The organism is Sphingomonas sp. MMS24-J45, from assembly GCF_044881195.1.
Classification (GTDB): Bacteria; Pseudomonadota; Alphaproteobacteria; order Sphingomonadales; family Sphingomonadaceae; genus Sphingomonas.
The window spans coordinates 7,501-23,612 of the sequence record NZ_CP173255.1; the positions used below are offsets into that span (position 1 = coordinate 7,501).

Genomic DNA, 16,112 nt, shown 5'->3' on the forward strand with positions numbered 1-16,112 from the left:
CCTCGATCTGCCCAGCGAGCCGGAGCGCACGCGCTACGTCGCTCGACCAGATCGATGCGTGCAGTCCAAAGCGTGTACCGTTGGCGATAGCTACCGCTTCAGCTTCGTCTGCAAACGGCATGACGGCGGTGACAGGACCGAAAACCTCCTGCTGGGCAATCCGCATCGTTGGAGTAACCCGATCAAGGACGACCGGCCCGAAATAGGCGCCGCCGCTGTCGGGAACCCGCCCGCCCTGGTTGGTCATACGCGCGCCCTCTGCGACCGCCGCAGTGACCATTGCCTCGACCCGGTCCAGGTGCGCCGTGTCGATGAGCGGTCCCATTTCGGAGGAGGCCGCGCGCGGATCGCCGACGTGGATGCACGACGCGCGGCTCGCCAGGGCATCGACAAAGGGCGCGTAAAGCGACTGTTCGACCAGCACCCTGGATCCGGCTGCGCACACTTCGCCATTGCTGCCAAATGCCGATAACAACGCGCCGTCGACGGCGGCGTCCACATCGCAATCCCCGAAGACGATGGTCGGAGACTTTCCGCCGAGTTCTAGCGTGACGCGTTTGAGCGTCCGCGCACCGGCTGCCATCACCTCGCACCCTGCATCGACGCCCCCGACAAAACAAAGACCATCGATCCCGTCCGCCGCGGCCAGTGCCCGCCCGACATCGGCGCCGCCCTGTAGGACTTGGAACACGCCCGGCGGCACCTCGAGCGCATCGATAATCTGCGCGAGGGCGTCGCTGCTGAGCGGACTTCGCTCGGATGGTTTGAGAATGACGCAATTACCCAGCGCAAGTGCGGCTGCGACGTTCATCGCAGCAACGGCCAAGGGAGCGTTCCACGGGGCGATGACTGCCACTACGCCGAGCGGCTCGCGGCGAACCCAGGTGAGATAAGCCCCGTCGAGCGGAAAGGCTTGATCCGGCTCCGCCGCCAACGCGGAAAAGTAGCGGAAACAGTGCGCTGCCCGCGGTACGTGACCCTGCGACGTCAGGTTCAGCAAAAGACCCGTGTCATCAGTTTCAAGCGCGGCCAGCGTATCCGCATTGGCATCAATTTCATCGGCAATCGCGCCGAGCAAACCAGCGCGAAAATCGACTGGCGTCTGCCGCCACACCGTCGATGCGGCGCATGCGCTACGAATGGCGAGCTCGATTTGCGCTGCATCGGCTGATGTCACGCGGGCAATAACGCGACCGTTGGCCGGATTGACATCGTGGATGATATCCCCGCGGCCGACCGAAAAGCGTCCGTCGATGTAGCAGCCGATCGCTCGCATGGCTTAATCGGCGCGCTCGGCCAGCGGCAGGTCGCATCCGGCAAATTCCCGGCTGCGAACCGCACAGGCTGGGTTGTGGCAGCGCTCATGGCACGGCATCGGCGCACGAACGCCGCCGGGCCGCTGCAGGCGTTCAAAGGCGGCGGCGAACCCGCGCGCCGCCGTTTCGATGGCCTGATCGTCATGTGCGGCGGAGACCCATCCGTGCGTCGTGTGCATATCGACGCCCTCGATGAGCAAATACCGCCGCAGCTCGGCGTGCGCCTGATGTTGCGTCGCGATCAGTTGAAAAGCCTCAGCGGACGGCTCGAGCGGCACATCGGCCCCCTGATACCCCAGCACGAGATGCACGGTCGAACTATTGCGAAACATGCCCGCGTCGATCCCGACTCGACGGGCCGCTGCGTTAACCGCGTCGACGAGCGCTTGGGCGGCGGCTTCAGCGGCGTGCTGCACGCGCCCGTCTGCCACCTTGCGCAAGGTAACGGCCCCGGCTGCAGCGCTCATCGCAAACCCGTTGAACGTGCCGGCATAAATCACCGATCCGCGTAGGCCGCCGCCCCCGGAAGACGCAAAGACCGACATGGGATCGGCACGCCCGACGAGCGCCCCGCCCGGCCAGCCACCTGCCATGATCTTTGCAAGCATCGTAAGATCTGGCGTCACCCCGCTCAGGCCCTGCACGCCGGCAGGCGCGTACCGAAAGCCGCTGATCACCTCATCGAACACGAGCAATGTGCCGGTCCGGTCACACGCCTTCCTAAGCCGCCGAAGGCCCGCGATCGACCAATCCAGGGCTCCGCTTCCACCGCCGCCGGGTTCGAGCAGGACGGCGGCGACATCGCGAGCCGACAATCGATCTTCGATCGCCGCAAAATCATCATGCGCCAGCATTTCGACTCCGCCCTCGCCCGCCTGGCCGATCGCACTCGGTTCGGCGACCCCGGTGAGCAAATTCTCATGCCATCCGTGATAATGCCCGCCGAGGCGTAGCATGACGCGCCGGCCGGTCGCGGCGCGGGCGACCCGGAAGGCCAGATGCGATGCTTCGGAACCCGACGCCGTGAACCGAACCCGCTCAGCGCAAGGAATCAGGCGCTGGATCGCCTCCGCCCATTCGATCATCGCCGGCGTAAGCCCGGAGAGGTGCGTCCCACGCCGAAGCTGTTCGGATGCCGCCGCAACCGTCTCGGTATCGCCATGCCCCAGGATAAGCGAACCATGTCCCATCCAAAGATCGACATAGCGTCTGCCATCGACATCGGTCTTGTAGGGCCCCGCCGCAGACGCAAACACCGGTGCAAACGGAGCGAGGCGCCAACTGTCGTGCGTTGCACCACCGGCGAGCCCGGCACTAGCGCGGCCATGCCAGCGCCGCGAACCCGGCAGAGCCGCGGAAAAGTCCGCAAAGGGCTCCGCGGCTTCGATCACATTCGTGCCGGACGCCGCGGAAACTCCGCGCCCGCCGTTCCATAAACACCAAGGATGCCCTCGAAGAACAAAGTGAACGCCTCGGCCACGGACCGCGCAGCTCTTAACGCCTGGGGTCGCGCGGATAGCGGCACGCCGCCCGCGTTCCACAAGCTTTTGAAGACTGTCTCGTGATGCCCGAGATCGAGATCGAGGCACGCGTGACGTTCGAAGGCGCGGAACATCGGCGCCGCGAACGGGTAAAGTGCCGATAGATCAGCGTAGAACGAAACGACGTTGCCGCGTTCGGTCGGCTCGGTCTCCGGCTGCATCACCGCAAACCCGGCCGCATAGGCAACCGATCCTTCCAGCGCATGCTCGACCAGCAGGTTGATCAACGCGCGCGTCGTGGCGAGCGGTGGCGCTGCTGCCATCCGCGCGCGATCAAGCCCGCAACGCGCCAGACCATCGAAAAAGATCGCCGCGTGGTTGGCCTCTTCGACATAATGCCGCGCAAAGATTTCCCGGATTTCGGCACTTTCCCGGGCATGTGCGATGCCGATCGGCATATATTCGTTGGCGGAATCGACAAAATGCGCGAATTCGAGGCCCCAGCCGAACACCAGCGTCGGTGACGCTTGACCGGACAGGATACGCCGCCAGAAAGGTTGTTCGGCAAGCGCGCGCATCATCAGCCGGCATTCCTGCTGGAACACATCAAGGAATGCCGCATCTCCAACGCGGATCGGCGCCGAGGCATCGATCACCGCGCCTTCCTCCGCCAGCGGCTCCAACAGCCGTGCCGCCAAGTCGGGAGCAAGCCCGACCGCCTCGGCCAAAGCATCGAGCTTTATGGTCCCGTCGGCACGATCCAGCAACGCCGACAGCGGCTGTGCATGATCATCGACCGTGATCTCCCAAAACGGCGTTTCGACAATCAAGCGGTCGCCTGCCAGTCGCGTGGCGGCATCTCGGTGCAGCAGCGGCGTTGCGGCACCATCGAGGATCAGGGTGGTCATGTCAGGCATCCGCCATCTCCTCATACGGTGCCGGGCGGTAGCGACGAACCCCGCCGCTCAGCCCGCTTTCACGCGCATAGTGGCGCACGATATCGGTCGACCAGACTTCAAGCGTTTCGACGAGGAGCCTTGCCGCTTCCAGCGCCGCCTCGGCGCGCGCGCGGGTGATGGGACCGATCGCCTCGGCGACCAGGTGGAGCATACCGCAATGCTGATACTGCTCGTCCAGCCGTGAGTGCTCCGCCAGCGGGCCGATAATGGGCGCACCGGCTCGGTCGAAATTGGCCGTCAGACGCTCGAAAAACTCATGTGCGCGATCATGGTCTTCGCCCGTCGATTCGAGAAAGCCCGAACACGCGGCATAAGCGAGCGGGTCAAGACGGCCCGCGTGCCGCATGTGATTTCGGATCGCGACCGTGCTGGGCAAGGGTGTTCGTGCCGCCAGCATCGCTCGGTCGATACCGGCCGCTTCGAGTCCGGTTTGGAAGAAGTGATGATGATCATATTCTTCGCTGAAGTGCTTGGCGAAGAGCTGACGGACGGCGAGCGGGCGCGCTGCGGCGATCGCGATCGGCAATCGCGCGGTCGCTGCTTCGATGAAGAAATAGCTTTCGATAAGCCAGCCGATAAACACGGGGCGCGTTGCGTCTCCACTGGCGAGCGACGTCCACAGCGGCCCGCTGAACAGGCGATTTTTCCAGACTGCAAAGTGCGCCTCACACAGCGCGACAAAGTGTTTGGGATCAATATCTCCGGTGGCGGCCTGTTCGAGAGCGCCGACGCTCTCAAACGCCAGAATTCCGGCATCGGCAAGTGCATTGCACAAGGCAAATAGCTGGGAGCGACTCAGCCCACTCGCTAGGGCGATGCTGTCGAGCTGGCGGTCGCCACGCATTTCATCGAGGGCCGCCCGGACCGCAGCGGGCGGCAATCCGGCAATCTCAAAGACGTCCTCGCCTCGTTCGAGGCAAACCGTTCGCTCGCCTGATACGATCGTCAGGTCGAACGCGAGCCGCGGATTACCCGCGACGCCATTTTGCTGGCTATCCATTCGGATCTCCCGGCTGGAGCCCCAGGGTGCAGACCCCGAGGCTCCGTTCCTGTTACTTGACGATTACGCCGAGCACCGGGCGCACGGACGCTTTGCGCTTCTTGCTGACCTGCACAGTGATCTCGTTGGGAAGATTTTCACCTTCTTCGATACGCACATGCGGCTTCGTACCTTTCGGCACGTGAACAATAATCTCGTCTTCCGCGAGAGGCTTCCTTTCCACGATGATCTCCTCCTCTTTTGCTGCACGAGGTAGATACGCTGCCACCTCACCCCAATTAGATCACCTGGTTGATTTGCAGTCTAGTCAAAATCAGTTCAAAACTTCAAGTTTGATATACTTTGCAGCAACATCTTGCACCATTACGAATATATATTTGTTCGAAACGGCGATTTTATTAACAAATACCGGCGTGACACAACTATCGATCAAGTTTTTATTAGCAGAACTTGCGTGGAAGGCCCGATATCGTACCGGGGCGGACTTTCCGGAGCCTGCGCGTGGCAATCGGCGGCTGGACCATGCCGAACATGTCGCGATCGGAGGCGCACCGGTGGTCTTTGGCGCGCGGGACCGCGTATATCGGCACATTGTCGGTCGCCGCTTGGCGTGCCGCCCGTTGCACAAACACCCTCGCTCGCACGCCATATCCGTAAGTCCTGTTTTCGCGGCCAACGGCTTCCGCCATCTTCTTGATGCGAAGGGGCCAGGGCTCCGCGCGTTGGTCGTTTAACGTTCGACCGCGTCGCGCTTCATGGGGGCCAATTTTGCCAAAAAGCGGTTCTGCGCAAAGAACGCCACGCCTTCTTGGCGCATCGCCGCCTGCAGATCCTCGACCAGCGCGCCGACATCGGCAGTTTGAAGACCGAGATCCTTGTGAGCGGCCTTCATCGTCCGACCGCTATAAGCACAACCCCCGTTGAGGATGTAGCAGAACTGCTCTTTTAAAAGACGACGCAGGCGGACTTCGTCCTGGCCTTTCAAAATCTCGGCAATGCGCCGGTCGGCCTTGATCCGATCGACGAGATCGTCGGCGATACGGTCGATCCCAGCCTTCCCGTGAAACGCGGTCAGCATGGCGCCCCCCTTGAACGGCACGGCCCCGGCATTGGCGTTGCTTTGAACGTAGGGATCGACCGGGTCTTCGCCCGGCGGCGTGGTCTGGAGCGCGAGCGCTAGAGCGAGAAGAAGCATGGGAACCTCGAAATTCAGAAACTGGCCTGAAGCGACAGAAACGCGCCGCGCTGCCGCTTGACGGTCGCGATGTCGCCCAGATCGGTGTAAGCCGCAGTGACGCTGAAATGCCGCTGGAATTGCCAGGCGGCAAAGGCGTCATACGCTTTCTGTTCCCGCGCAAAACCGAGATTGTTCGGCTTGGTGCGAATTTCCGCGCCGACCAGCAGACGCCGCGACACGAGCACGCCCGCAGACCCTTCGAACTGCGGATGGTAGGTATCACTCCTGTCGCCGCCGAAGCCCAAGAGGCCGAACTGATTGGCCTTGGTAAAGCGCACCGTTGCGCCGAGCACGAGGCTTTTCGACAGCACGACCTTCGTGGCGGAGAGATAGAAATCGGTACCTTGGGCGTGCTTGCCGCCGACCGCCGCGATCACCTCAGCCTTCGCCGCGCGGCGATATTGCACGCCGACCGAGATTTGCGGCATCAGCGTATCCTGATCGTACACCGCATCACCGATCAGGCGGACCTTCGCGCCGAACACGTCCTGCGCGAATTTGAAATTGCGGCCAAGACCCAGCGCCGCCCCTGCCCCACGCGTGTCAAAGACTTGATGCGCGTAGGACAGTTCGACGCGGTTACGGATACCGATCGCACCGCCGATGCTTTTGAGATCGAAATCCGGCAACGCCACGATCGTCGCGTGCGCCGTCCCGCCAATGCCGGCGTCGGTCTCGTTCCCCGCGATCAGCGACCAGGTGGCGAGCCCGCCGCCAGCGGACCCTTCGACGGTCGAGACGCCGCCCGTTAGCAGCAATTTGCCGCCCGGGCGCAATTCGCGCGCGTTGGCTGGCGTGACGATCGCCATGCCGATCATCAGAAGAAGGAGATGGTAGAAAAGACGCTTCATTACAGATCCCACGCGCGACGAGCCGCTGCGCCCGCCACGCATCGACCGCTAGCCAAATATCGTTAATTTTTCGGGAAAGGCCGTTTCATCAATCCTCTACCATTCGCGGCTATCGGAAGCGTCATGCGTATTTCTTGCTTGTTCGTCATGGCCCTGTCGGCGGCTTCCCTGATCCCCCAAATCGCAAGCGCGGCGACCGTCACGGTCGATGTGCGCGGCCCCGATGGCAAACCTCTCGCCGGTGCGATCGTGCTGGTCGACACACCGCGAAAACCGGCTGGCCCGATCAAATTCGATTATGCCTATGAAATGGCACAGAAGAACATCACGTTCGCACCGCATGTGCTGATCGTGCCGGTGGGCTCCACCGTCACCTTCCCGAACCGGGACAAGGTGCGACACCATGTCTATTCGTTTTCGAAGGCCAAGCGCTTCGACCTGAAATTGTACGGCAAGGACGAAACGCGCTCGATCGTCTTCGACAAGGTCGGTCCGGTCGCACTCGGCTGCAATATTCATGATGCCATGAACGCGTTCATCATGGTCGTCGACACGCCCTTCGCGGTGCAGACCGATGCCAATGGCCGCGCCGTCATCAACGGCGTGCCAGCGGGGACGGCTGCCTTACGCATCTGGCATCCGACGATCCGCACGCCCGATAATATGCAGTCGCAACCCGCCACGGTTAACGCGTCCGGCTATAACACGACCTATACGATCCGGGGCCGCTGAAATGGCCCCCTTGCAGCGTTTGCGCGGTGCCCTGCCCGCCTGGCGGTTCCGCCGGCTGAGCACCCGTCTGGTGGTGCTGTACGGGATGTTGTTTGCGCTATGCCTGTTGAGCATCGCGGGCATTTCGCAGATCGTCATCATGAAGAATGCGCGCGACACGGTGCGTGCCGAATTGAGTACGAGCGGCAGTGTCTATGACCGGATCTGGGCGTTGCGCGCGCAATCGCTGGGCGACAGCGCCTCTGTCCTGGCGCGCGATTTCGGATTTCGCTCGGCGGTGGCGAGCGGCGACCGGCCAACGATCGAATCGGCGCTCGCCAACCTGTCGGCACGTGCCGACGTCCCGCAGACGTTCTTCGTCGATCCGACCGGCGGTGTGATCGGGCACGGACTGCCCGAATTGCGCCAGGCGGTCGCGACCGTACCCGGCACGTTGGCCGCAGGTCGGCATGATGCGGTGATTGCAACCAGGAAGGGGGCCTTTCGCCTGATCGTGTCGCCGGTGCTGGCACCGATGGAGATCGGCTGGGTGATCTTCGCGCTTCCGCTCGACGCGAGCGAGATGGCGTCGTTGCAGCGACTTTCGGCGATCCCGCTGACGGCGACGATCCTGCAACGCGGGGCTGGCGGCCACTGGCGCGGGGTGGCGGGACTGGCACGCGAAGATGCTGCCCTGAATATGTTCGTCGGACGTGCCATTGCAGGCGAGCGCGCACCGGGTGCGCTGTATCTGCCCAATGGCTGGGCCGCAGCGCTTGCCAAGCCGCTGGCCGGGCCGAGTGGCGCGCCAGAAGCCGTGCTGCTGCTAAGCTATCCCTGGACGGCGGCGATGGCGCCGTATCGCACGATGCAGATCGGCATAACGCTGGCTGGCATCGTCGGCCTGATTTTGGTGCTGCTCGGCAGCCGTCGTCTGGCGAATGACATCGCCCGCCCGATCGCTGCACTGGACGCGGCGGCGCGGGCTTTGGAAGAAGGTAATCGCACCGAACTCAGCGTACAAAGCGACGATGAGGTCGGTCGGCTGGCGCACAGCTTCAACCTGATGTCGGCCGGGATCGTCGAGCGCGAACACCGCATCACGCATCTGGCATTTCACGATTCGCTGACCGGCCTGCCCAACCGGATCAATTTCCGGCAGCAGCTAGATACAGCTCTGACGCGCGTGAGCAAGCGCGGGGAAAGCGTCGCGATTCTGTGCCTCGACCTCGACGGATTCAAGGGCGTGAACAACTCGCTCGGCCATCCGGTTGGCGATGCGCTGCTGCGGCAGGTCGGCCAACTCCTGTGCGGCTTGGCGAGCGACGGGTTCGTCACACGGTTGGGGGGCGACGAATTCGCGATCATCCTCGATGACAGCGCCGATTCCGATCGCGCCCGCGCGCTGGCGCAATCGATTCTCGACGCGCTGTGTCAGCCGCTGCACGTCGATGGGCATCAGATCGCGACCGGCTCGAGCATCGGCATCGCGGTAGGACCGAACGATGGCACGGATGCCGACACGCTGCTCAAGAATGCCGATCTCGCGCTGTATCGCGCGAAGCAGGACGGGCGCGGCGTGTTTCGCTTTTTCGAACCGGCGCTCGATGCCGCCGCGCGCAGACGCCGCCAGCTTGAACTCGATCTGCGCGAAGCACTCCAATCCGGCCAATTTCGACTCGCCTTTCAGCCAATTTTCGACCTGAAGAAAGACCGTATCGGCGGGTTCGAGGCGCTCCTGCGCTGGGAACATCCCAAGCGCGGCAACGTGCCGCCGATCGAGTTCATCTCGGTCGCGGAGGATACCGGGCTCATCATCGCGATCGGCGATTGGGTGATGCAGGAGGCATGCCGCCAGGCGACCGCCTGGCCCGAGCACGTCCGCGTTGCGGTCAACGTATCGCCGCTCCAATTTCGCAACTCCGGCTTTCAGAACGTCATTTTCCAGGCTCTGTCACGCAGCGGCCTCACGCCCAACCGGCTTGAGGTTGAAATCACCGAATTGGTGTTCCTGGAGGGCGAGAGCAGCGTCGTCACCCTGTTGCACCAATTGCGCGCGATGGGGGTGCGCGTGGCGCTCGACGATTTCGGGACGGGCTATTCCTCGCTCAGCTATTTACGCAGTTTCCCGTTCGACAAGATCAAGATCGACAAGAGCTTCGTCAATTCGGTCGCCCATGACGACAGCTCGGCTGCCATCGTGCGCGCGATCGTCGATCTGGCAAGCGCGCTGCACATGGAAACGACCGCAGAGGGGGTGGAGGATTGCGACCAGCTCGCCCGCCTGCGTGGCCAAGGCTGCAGCAGCATTCAGGGCTTTCTGTTCAGCCGCCCGATCGAGGCGCGCGACGTGCCGGCGATGATCGCTGGGCCGATGACGGCGGTCGCCTGACGAAGCACCGGCGGCGGATTGACTTTACCGCCGCGGTGCCGCCTCGTTCGCGCAAGGGGGCGGGTACGATGGGCAACGAGACAATAGCGCTGGCTGCGGTGATCGCATTGATCGCCCTCGCCGGATGCTCGCCCGCCGCGCCGCATGAACAACGCGCCGCCTGTAGGGATTTGCGCGCCGCGCCGATGATTCGTCTGCCCGGCGGCAGCTTCACGATGGGAGCCGACCCAAAATATCCCGAGGAGGGGCCACCGCGAACGGTCACGGTCAAGCCGTTCTGGATCGATGCGCACGAGCTGACCAATGGGGAATTCGCGGCCTTCGTCGCCAAGACGGGCTATCGCACCGTTGCGGAACGCACCCCGCCTGCCCTGCCCGATGCGCCGCCCGAGATGCGCCAGCCCGGCTCGGCCGTCTTCGCCATACCCGACGAGCGCGATCCGCGCTGGTGGCGCTGGGTGGTGGGGGCGGAGTGGCGGCATCCCTCCGGCCCGGCAGAGTCGATCGCCGGGCGCGAGCGCGAGCCGGTGGTGCAGATCGCCTATGACGACGCGCTCGCTTACGCCAAATGGGCGGGCAAGCGCCTGCCGAGCGAGGCGGAGTGGGAATATGCCGCTTTGGCCGGAAGTCCGGTGCTGCCCGAACCGGTCGATACGCATGGCACGCCGCAGGCCAATTATTATCAGGGCGCGTTCCCGGCGCGCGATCTTGCGCTCGATGGCTACCGCAATCGTGCGCCGGTCGGGTGCTTCAAGCCGAACGCGTTCGGACTTTACGACATGATCGGCAATGTGTGGGAGTGGACCAGCGCCCCGGCCGGACCGGGCGGCGTGAGCCGCGTGATCAAAGGCGGCTCCTATCTCTGCGCCAGCAATTATTGCGCGCGCTATCGCCCCGCCGCCCGCCAGTTCGAGGAACGCGGCATGGGGACCGACCATATCGGCGTCCGCTTCGTCCGAGACGAGGCCCCGTAACACGCGATTGACGCGGCTGATTAGTTTTGGCACTTTACATGCCAATATAATGACAGTGGCAGGAGAGTGAGCGATGGAGGTTTTGAGAACACCCGAAGATCGCTTCGAAAAGCTGCCCGACTATCCTTTCGCGCCGCACTATCAGACCGTCACCGACGCGGACGGGACCGACCTGCGGATTCATTATGTCGATGAAGGTCCGCGCGATGCCGCACCGATCCTGCTGCTGCACGGCGAACCGAGCTGGTCGTATCTGTACCGCAAGTTCGTGCCCGATCTGGTGGCGCGCGGGCACCGCGTGATCGCGCCGGACCTGATCGGCTTCGGCAAGTCCGACAAACCCGCGGCCCGCAGCGATTATACCTACGAACGCCACGTTGCCTGGATGAGCGCGTGGCTTACCGCGCTCGACCTCACCGAAATCACGCTCTTCTGCCAGGATTGGGGCGGGCTAATCGGGCTGCGTCTGGTCGCCGCCTTTCCCGAGCGTTTCGCGCGGCTGGTGGTGGCGAACACCGGCCTGCCGACGGGAAGCGGATCATCCGAAGGCTTTAACGCCTGGCTCGCCTTCAGCCAGAACGTGCCGCAATTTCCTGTCGGCTTCATCGTCAATGGCGGCACCGCGCGTGACCTCTCGCCCGAGGAGATCGCCGCCTATGACGCGCCCTTCCCCGATGAAAGCTACAAGGAAGGCGCGCGCGAATTTCCTAAGCTCGTGCCGATCACGCCGGAGCATCCCTCGGTCGCGGAAAACCAGGCTGCGTGGAAAGTGCTCGAACAGTTCGACAAGCCGGTGCTGACCGCGTTCAGCGATCAGGACGCGGTCACCAAGGGCGGCGAAAAGGTGTTCATCGATCGCATCCCCGGCGCCAAGGGCCAGCCTCATACGATCATCTCCGGCGGTGGTCATTTCCTGCAAGAAGACGCTCCCGTGCAGATCTGCGCTTTGATCGACAGTTTCATCCGCTCCAACCAAGGCTAACTCGCATGAACGTCACCAACGCCGTCTTTCCCGGCCCCGAACAACTGGCCGCATTCTTCGGTGGTGAAGAGGATGGTCCGTTCGTCATGGTCAATCTGCTGCGCTTCAAACCGCGCGCCGAATATGCCGATGGCAGCGATGCGCATCTGACCGGGCGTGAGGCCTATGCCCGCTATGGCGCAGCGGTGCAGGCGTGCCTCGCGTCCGTCGGGGGAAAGTCGATCTTCGCCGGTGCCGTGACCGAGCTCATGCTGGGGCAGATGGACGAGCCGTGGGACATGGTCGCGCTGGCTCAATATCCCAGTCGCGCGGCGATGCTGGCGATGGTGCAGTCGCCCGAATACCAGGCGATCGAAAAGCACCGGCTCGCCGGTTTGGAGGGACAGTTGAACATCCGGACCAAGCCGCTCTCGACGGGCTGAGCGGCGGTGCGATCAGGCGGCAGCGGCACGAAACCCCGCGAGCCAGGCCCGTCCTTCGTCCAGCGAGCGGAACACGCGGAGCCGCGGGTGAACCAGCGTCCGCTCAGCCTGCAATTTGTTGAGATGGCTCCCGACCACCACGGCCGCGCGCCCCGACGTATAAGCAAAGCCCGCCGTCATGACGCCGGTCAGCAGATCGGCGACCTCGTTCGATTGCACCGGAAAGTCGAGCAATTCGACCAGCACGTCGAAAGATCGGCCCGAGACCTTCAGCGCCTGTGCCTTTTGCAGCAAGGCAGCACTCAGTTCGGGGACCATCTCCGGCGTCCAGAACCCTTCGACATGAATCGTCAGAACATTGATCGCGACATCATAATCGAGACGAAACATGCGACAGCCCATTCCCGACGGGCTTCCTGCGCAACGCCGCACCCGACCATGCCCCTAAAAGCGAAGCTGCGGCGCGGCGCAAGCCTTTTGGCACGCGACGTGCCAGGTTGCCTCAGTTCACGGCCAGCCTCGCGAAGTCGATTGTGCGGCTGTTGGCCGGCAGGCTGAAAAGCATCCCGTCCTCCCCGACGGTGATCGGCCCGTCATAGAGGGTCCGCGCGCGCCCCAGGAAAGCGGGATAGGCCAGCCGCGAGGGCACCGGCGGCAGGATGTGCGTGAAGAGCAGATGCTTCACCCCCGCCGCCTGCGCCTCCTGCGCGGCGACCTCGGGCGAGGTATGATAGGTCAGGATGTCGCGCGTGATTTGCGCCGTCCCCTCCTGATGCCGCGCGACCAACGCGACGGTCATGCGCTTGACGAGTGCGGGCTGCAGCCCTTCATGCACCAGCAGATCGACACCCTTGGCGTTGGCGACCAGCGCCTTGCTCGCCGCGGTATCGCCACTGATCACGACGGAACGACCCTTATAGTCGAAGCGATAGCCGACAGCTGGCTCCACCGGGCCATGCTCCACGCTGAAGGCGGTGACGCGCAGGCCGCCCGCGCGATACACCTCGACCGCGCCGAGCGCCCCGCGCGGCGGCGCAGTGAAGCTAACCGGCACGCCACCCGCGCCCGTGGGCGGCGCAATCTTCGGTCCGTGATGCGCGGTGCGATAGCCGTCGTCGGTCGCGTACGCGGCGTTAAAGCCAGCGACGATCCGCTCGACCCCCGCCCCGCCATAAATCGGCAGCGGCTTGGTCGCCTCGGCTCCGGTCCAGCGCAGCAACATCATCGGGCCCAGCCCGTCGATATGATCCGAATGGAAGTGTGATAGGAAGACGCCCTCGATCCGCCCGTTGGGGATGCCCATCAGCGCGATGTGCTTGGCCGCCCCCTCGCCCGAATCGACGACAAAGATATGCTTGCCTGCGATCACGACGGTGCACGCCCCGGCGCGGCCCGGATCGGGCAAGGGTGCGCCCGTGCCGCACAAGGCGACGTGCAGTCCGTCGGGCAAATCCGCAGTCGTGTCGACGCCAGCGCGCTGTTGGTACACTGCACCGAGCAGCGCGGCGCCGATCTCCCCCAGAGCAGCGCCGCGCCGACGACCAGCAAGGCTATGGCCGCGGTCGTGAGGATCCCGGCAGTTCGCATCGTTTCTCCCCCTCGCTGAAACAGACTGCCCGTTTAATGTGGCATAATCAATGCCGAAAGATTGCGCTCTTCCCGAACGGTGCTAGTCTGCTTCGAAATGGTAGAGGGGATGCCGGGATGCGGAGCATATTGCGAGGGCTCGTCGGGCTGACGGCGGTGTTCAATATCCTGCTGGGGATCGCGTTTCTGATCGATCCTGCGCAGATGGGCCTGGCCTTCTTCCTCACATCGTTCGGCACGCAAGGTCTGGCGACGATGCGGGCCGATTTCACCGCCTTCTTCCTGACTGGCGGCATCTTCGCGCTCGTCGCCGCCTGGCGGGCGTGGCGAAGCCCGCTACTGGTTCCGCTCTGTCTGTTGAGCATCGCCATCACTGGCCGCGCGATCAGCCTGTTCGCCGACGGAGCGCCGGCCAAAGCCTTTCCGCCGATGGTGATTGAAGCGGTGATGATCGCGATCGTCGCGATCGGCTGGCGCAACTTCGATCGGGAGGGCGGACGATGAAACGCTGGGTCAAGATCACGCTCGCCTCGGTCGCGGCGCTGGCGTTCGCGGGCTATGCCGCCAAGGGCTATATCTTCCTGCACCTGCCCGGCTGGATCGCCCCGCATGTGGAGGAGAATCACCCCGTGACCTGGCAAAAGGGGCCAGCGGTCGCCGCCCAGCCCGCCGATCAGCGCCCGCCCAATATCGTGCTGATCGTGGCGGACGACCTTGGCTATAACGACATCAGCTTCAACGGCGGCGGCGTCGCGGGCGGGATCGTCAAGACGCCGAATATCGATGCGCTGGGACGGCAGGGCACGTCGTTCGCCAATGGCTATGCCGGCAATGCCACGTGCGCGCCGAGCCGGGCTGCCTTGATGACCGGGCGCTATGCGACACGTTTCGGCTATGAATTCACCCCCGCCGACGTGCATCCGCCGGCCTGGTTCCCCTCCAGCCTGATCCGCACCGACGCTGCTTTCTCCCGCACGATCGCGAGCTTCCCGACGACGTGGGAGCACAAGACGATTTTCGACGAGGATGCTGCAAAGCTGCCCCCGGTGCGCGACAAGGGGATGCCCGCCAGCGAGATCACCATTGCCGACATGCTGCGCGGCCGCGGGTATCACACGATTCACTTGGGCAAGTGGCATCTGGGCGACACCAAGGGAATGCGGCCGGAACAACATGGCTTTGACGAGAGCCTGGGCTTCATGATCGGCGGGCAGAAGTATCTGCTCGACGACAGCCCGGACGTCGTCAATTCGGTGCAGGATTTCGACCCGATCGATAAATTCCTGTGGGCCAACCTGCCGTTCAGCGTGCAGTATAACGGCAGCAAGCCGTTCCGGCCCGATCGGTACATGACCGATTATCTGACGACGCAGGCCGAGGCGACGATCACCGCCAACCGCAACCGGCCCTTCTTCCTCTATCTCGCCTATAACGCGCCGCACACGCCGCTGCAGGCGGCAAAGGCCGATTACGACGCCCTGCCCCAGATCGCCGACCACCGCACGCGCGTCTATGCCGCGATGATCCGCGCGCTCGATCGCGGGGTCGGGCGGGTGATGGCCAAGCTGAAGGCCGAGGGATTGGACAAGAACACGCTGGTCATCTTCACCAGCGACAATGGCGGCGCGCATTACATCGGCCTGCCGGACATCAACAAGCCGTATCGCGGGTGGAAGGCGACCTTCTTCGAAGGTGGCCTCAAGGTGCCCTTCTTCATGCGCTGGCCCGCGCAGATCAAGGCTGGCACCACCCTCGCCGGCCCGGTCAGCCATTTCGATATCTTCGCGACCGCAGGCGGCAGCGCAGGTGCAACGCTGCCGCACGACCGGGCAATCGATGGCGTCAATCTGCTCCCCTACATTCAGGGCAAGGCGACCGGGACACCGCACAACACGCTGTTCTGGCGCAGCGGCCGCTACAAGGTCGTGCGCGATGGCGACTGGAAATTGCAGGCGCTCGACCTGCCGCATGTCAAACTGCTCTACGATCTGAAGAGCGATCCGACCGAGCAGCACGATGTTGCCGCCGCGCACCCCGATGTCGTCGCGCGCCTGTCGCAATTGCTCGACGCGCATGATCGCGACAGCGTTAAGCCTGCCTGGCCCTCGCTCATTCGTTCGCCCATTGCTATCGATCGTCCGCTCGGCACCAAACCGAAGGCTGGCGAGACGTATATCTATTGGTCGAACTAGGGATAACG

Annotated in this window: 16 protein-coding genes (1 of these 16 running past the window's edge); 7 read left to right on the plus strand and 9 right to left on the minus strand. The window is 63.7% G+C overall.

Annotated elements, in window-relative coordinates; translation table 11 throughout:
• The 7 genes from AB5I39_RS00040 to AB5I39_RS00070 all read right to left on the minus strand — a co-directional run.
• Positions 1 to 1,276, minus strand: partial view of an aldehyde dehydrogenase family protein gene (locus AB5I39_RS00040; protein WP_404369738.1) — the 5' portion only. It extends 206 nt beyond the left edge of the window; 1,276 of the gene's 1,482 nt are visible here — the first part of the coding sequence; the start codon lies at positions 1,274 to 1,276; its stop codon lies off the left edge, out of view.
• A gap of 3 nt (positions 1,277 to 1,279) precedes the next feature.
• A complete protein-coding gene (locus AB5I39_RS00045) occupies positions 1,280 to 2,707 on the minus strand; it encodes an aspartate aminotransferase family protein (RefSeq protein WP_404369740.1) in 1,428 nt (475 codons plus the stop codon).
• Complete coding sequence (locus AB5I39_RS00050; RefSeq protein ID WP_404369741.1) at positions 2,704 to 3,714, minus strand: hypothetical protein; 1,011 nt, start codon at positions 3,712 to 3,714, stop codon at positions 2,704 to 2,706. The genes AB5I39_RS00045 and AB5I39_RS00050 overlap by 4 nt, the downstream gene beginning before the upstream one ends.
• Positions 3,707 to 4,756, minus strand: a complete 1,050-nt coding sequence (locus AB5I39_RS00055) for a hypothetical protein (protein ID WP_404369743.1) — start codon at positions 4,754 to 4,756, stop codon at positions 3,707 to 3,709. The genes AB5I39_RS00050 and AB5I39_RS00055 overlap by 8 nt, the downstream gene beginning before the upstream one ends.
• A gap of 52 nt (positions 4,757 to 4,808) precedes the next feature.
• A complete protein-coding gene (locus AB5I39_RS00060; RefSeq protein WP_404369744.1) occupies positions 4,809 to 5,024 on the minus strand; it encodes a hypothetical protein in 216 nt (71 codons plus the stop codon).
• 462 nt (positions 5,025 to 5,486) lie between these two features.
• On the minus strand, positions 5,487 to 5,951 hold the full coding sequence (locus AB5I39_RS00065; protein ID WP_404369745.1) for a group 1 truncated hemoglobin: 465 nt from the start codon (positions 5,949 to 5,951) through the stop codon (positions 5,487 to 5,489).
• 14 nt (positions 5,952 to 5,965) lie between these two features.
• Entirely contained in the window at positions 5,966 to 6,844 is an 879-nt protein-coding gene (locus tag AB5I39_RS00070; RefSeq protein ID WP_404369747.1) for a DUF3034 family protein, read from the minus strand.
• A gap of 147 nt (positions 6,845 to 6,991) precedes the next feature.
• Between AB5I39_RS00070 and AB5I39_RS00075 the strand changes: the two genes are divergently transcribed.
• The 5 genes from AB5I39_RS00075 to AB5I39_RS00095 all read left to right on the plus strand — a co-directional run bounded on the left by AB5I39_RS00075 (position 6,992) and on the right by AB5I39_RS00095 (position 12,325).
• Entirely contained in the window at positions 6,992 to 7,576 is a 585-nt protein-coding gene (locus tag AB5I39_RS00075; RefSeq protein ID WP_404373927.1) for a methylamine utilization protein, read from the plus strand.
• Position 7,577: 1 nt separating this feature from the next.
• Positions 7,578 to 9,947, plus strand: a complete 2,370-nt coding sequence (locus AB5I39_RS00080) for a putative bifunctional diguanylate cyclase/phosphodiesterase (protein ID WP_404369749.1) — start codon at positions 7,578 to 7,580, stop codon at positions 9,945 to 9,947.
• A 68-nt stretch (positions 9,948 to 10,015) separates the two neighbouring features.
• Positions 10,016 to 10,921, plus strand: a complete 906-nt coding sequence (locus AB5I39_RS00085) for a formylglycine-generating enzyme family protein (RefSeq protein WP_404373929.1) — start codon at positions 10,016 to 10,018, stop codon at positions 10,919 to 10,921.
• 73 nt (positions 10,922 to 10,994) lie between these two features.
• Positions 10,995 to 11,903, plus strand: coding sequence for a haloalkane dehalogenase (locus AB5I39_RS00090; protein ID WP_404369750.1), 909 nt, complete (start codon positions 10,995 to 10,997; stop codon positions 11,901 to 11,903).
• A 5-nt stretch (positions 11,904 to 11,908) separates the two neighbouring features.
• The gene (locus tag AB5I39_RS00095; RefSeq protein WP_404369752.1) at positions 11,909 to 12,325 is read left to right on the plus strand and encodes a DUF1330 domain-containing protein; all 417 of its coding nucleotides are present in this window, start codon (positions 11,909 to 11,911) and stop codon (positions 12,323 to 12,325) included.
• A gap of 12 nt (positions 12,326 to 12,337) precedes the next feature.
• Here the strand turns inward: AB5I39_RS00095 and AB5I39_RS00100 are convergent, their stop codons facing one another.
• Positions 12,338 to 12,715: a hypothetical protein gene (locus AB5I39_RS00100; RefSeq protein ID WP_404369754.1), complete on the minus strand. Its 378-nt coding sequence runs from the start codon at positions 12,713 to 12,715 to the stop codon at positions 12,338 to 12,340.
• A 112-nt stretch (positions 12,716 to 12,827) separates the two neighbouring features.
• Positions 12,828 to 13,775: an MBL fold metallo-hydrolase gene (locus AB5I39_RS00105; protein WP_404369756.1), complete on the minus strand. Its 948-nt coding sequence runs from the start codon at positions 13,773 to 13,775 to the stop codon at positions 12,828 to 12,830.
• 254 nt (positions 13,776 to 14,029) lie between these two features.
• On the opposite strand from AB5I39_RS00105, the gene AB5I39_RS00110 reads away from it, so the two are divergent.
• A complete protein-coding gene (locus AB5I39_RS00110; RefSeq protein ID WP_404369758.1) occupies positions 14,030 to 14,416 on the plus strand; it encodes a hypothetical protein in 387 nt (128 codons plus the stop codon).
• Complete coding sequence (locus AB5I39_RS00115; protein WP_404369760.1) at positions 14,413 to 16,104, plus strand: sulfatase-like hydrolase/transferase; 1,692 nt, start codon at positions 14,413 to 14,415, stop codon at positions 16,102 to 16,104. The genes AB5I39_RS00110 and AB5I39_RS00115 overlap by 4 nt, the downstream gene beginning before the upstream one ends.
• The last annotated feature ends 8 nt before the right edge of the window (positions 16,105 to 16,112 follow it).

Excerpts from the sequence above, each read along its gene's own strand:
- AB5I39_RS00050 (WP_404369741.1), bottom strand. The coding sequence starts at position 3,714 with ATGCCTGACATGACCACCCTGATCCTCGATGGTGCCGCAACGCCGCTG.
- AB5I39_RS00055 (WP_404369743.1), bottom strand. The coding sequence starts at position 4,756 with ATGGATAGCCAGCAAAATGGCGTCGCGGGTAATCCGCGGCTCGCGTTC.
- AB5I39_RS00065 (WP_404369745.1), bottom strand. The coding sequence starts at position 5,951 with ATGCTTCTTCTCGCTCTAGCGCTCGCGCTCCAGACCACGCCGCCGGGC.
- AB5I39_RS00070 (WP_404369747.1), bottom strand. The coding sequence starts at position 6,844 with ATGAAGCGTCTTTTCTACCATCTCCTTCTTCTGATGATCGGCATGGCG.
- AB5I39_RS00075 (WP_404373927.1), top strand. The coding sequence starts at position 6,992 with ATGGCCCTGTCGGCGGCTTCCCTGATCCCCCAAATCGCAAGCGCGGCG.
- AB5I39_RS00080 (WP_404369749.1), top strand. The coding sequence starts at position 7,578 with ATGGCCCCCTTGCAGCGTTTGCGCGGTGCCCTGCCCGCCTGGCGGTTC.
- AB5I39_RS00085 (WP_404373929.1), top strand. The coding sequence starts at position 10,016 with ATGGGCAACGAGACAATAGCGCTGGCTGCGGTGATCGCATTGATCGCC.
- AB5I39_RS00090 (WP_404369750.1), top strand. The coding sequence starts at position 10,995 with ATGGAGGTTTTGAGAACACCCGAAGATCGCTTCGAAAAGCTGCCCGAC.
- AB5I39_RS00095 (WP_404369752.1), top strand. The coding sequence starts at position 11,909 with ATGAACGTCACCAACGCCGTCTTTCCCGGCCCCGAACAACTGGCCGCA.
- AB5I39_RS00100 (WP_404369754.1), bottom strand. The coding sequence starts at position 12,715 with ATGTTTCGTCTCGATTATGATGTCGCGATCAATGTTCTGACGATTCAT.
- AB5I39_RS00110 (WP_404369758.1), top strand. The coding sequence starts at position 14,030 with ATGCGGAGCATATTGCGAGGGCTCGTCGGGCTGACGGCGGTGTTCAAT.
- AB5I39_RS00115 (WP_404369760.1), top strand. The coding sequence starts at position 14,413 with ATGAAACGCTGGGTCAAGATCACGCTCGCCTCGGTCGCGGCGCTGGCG.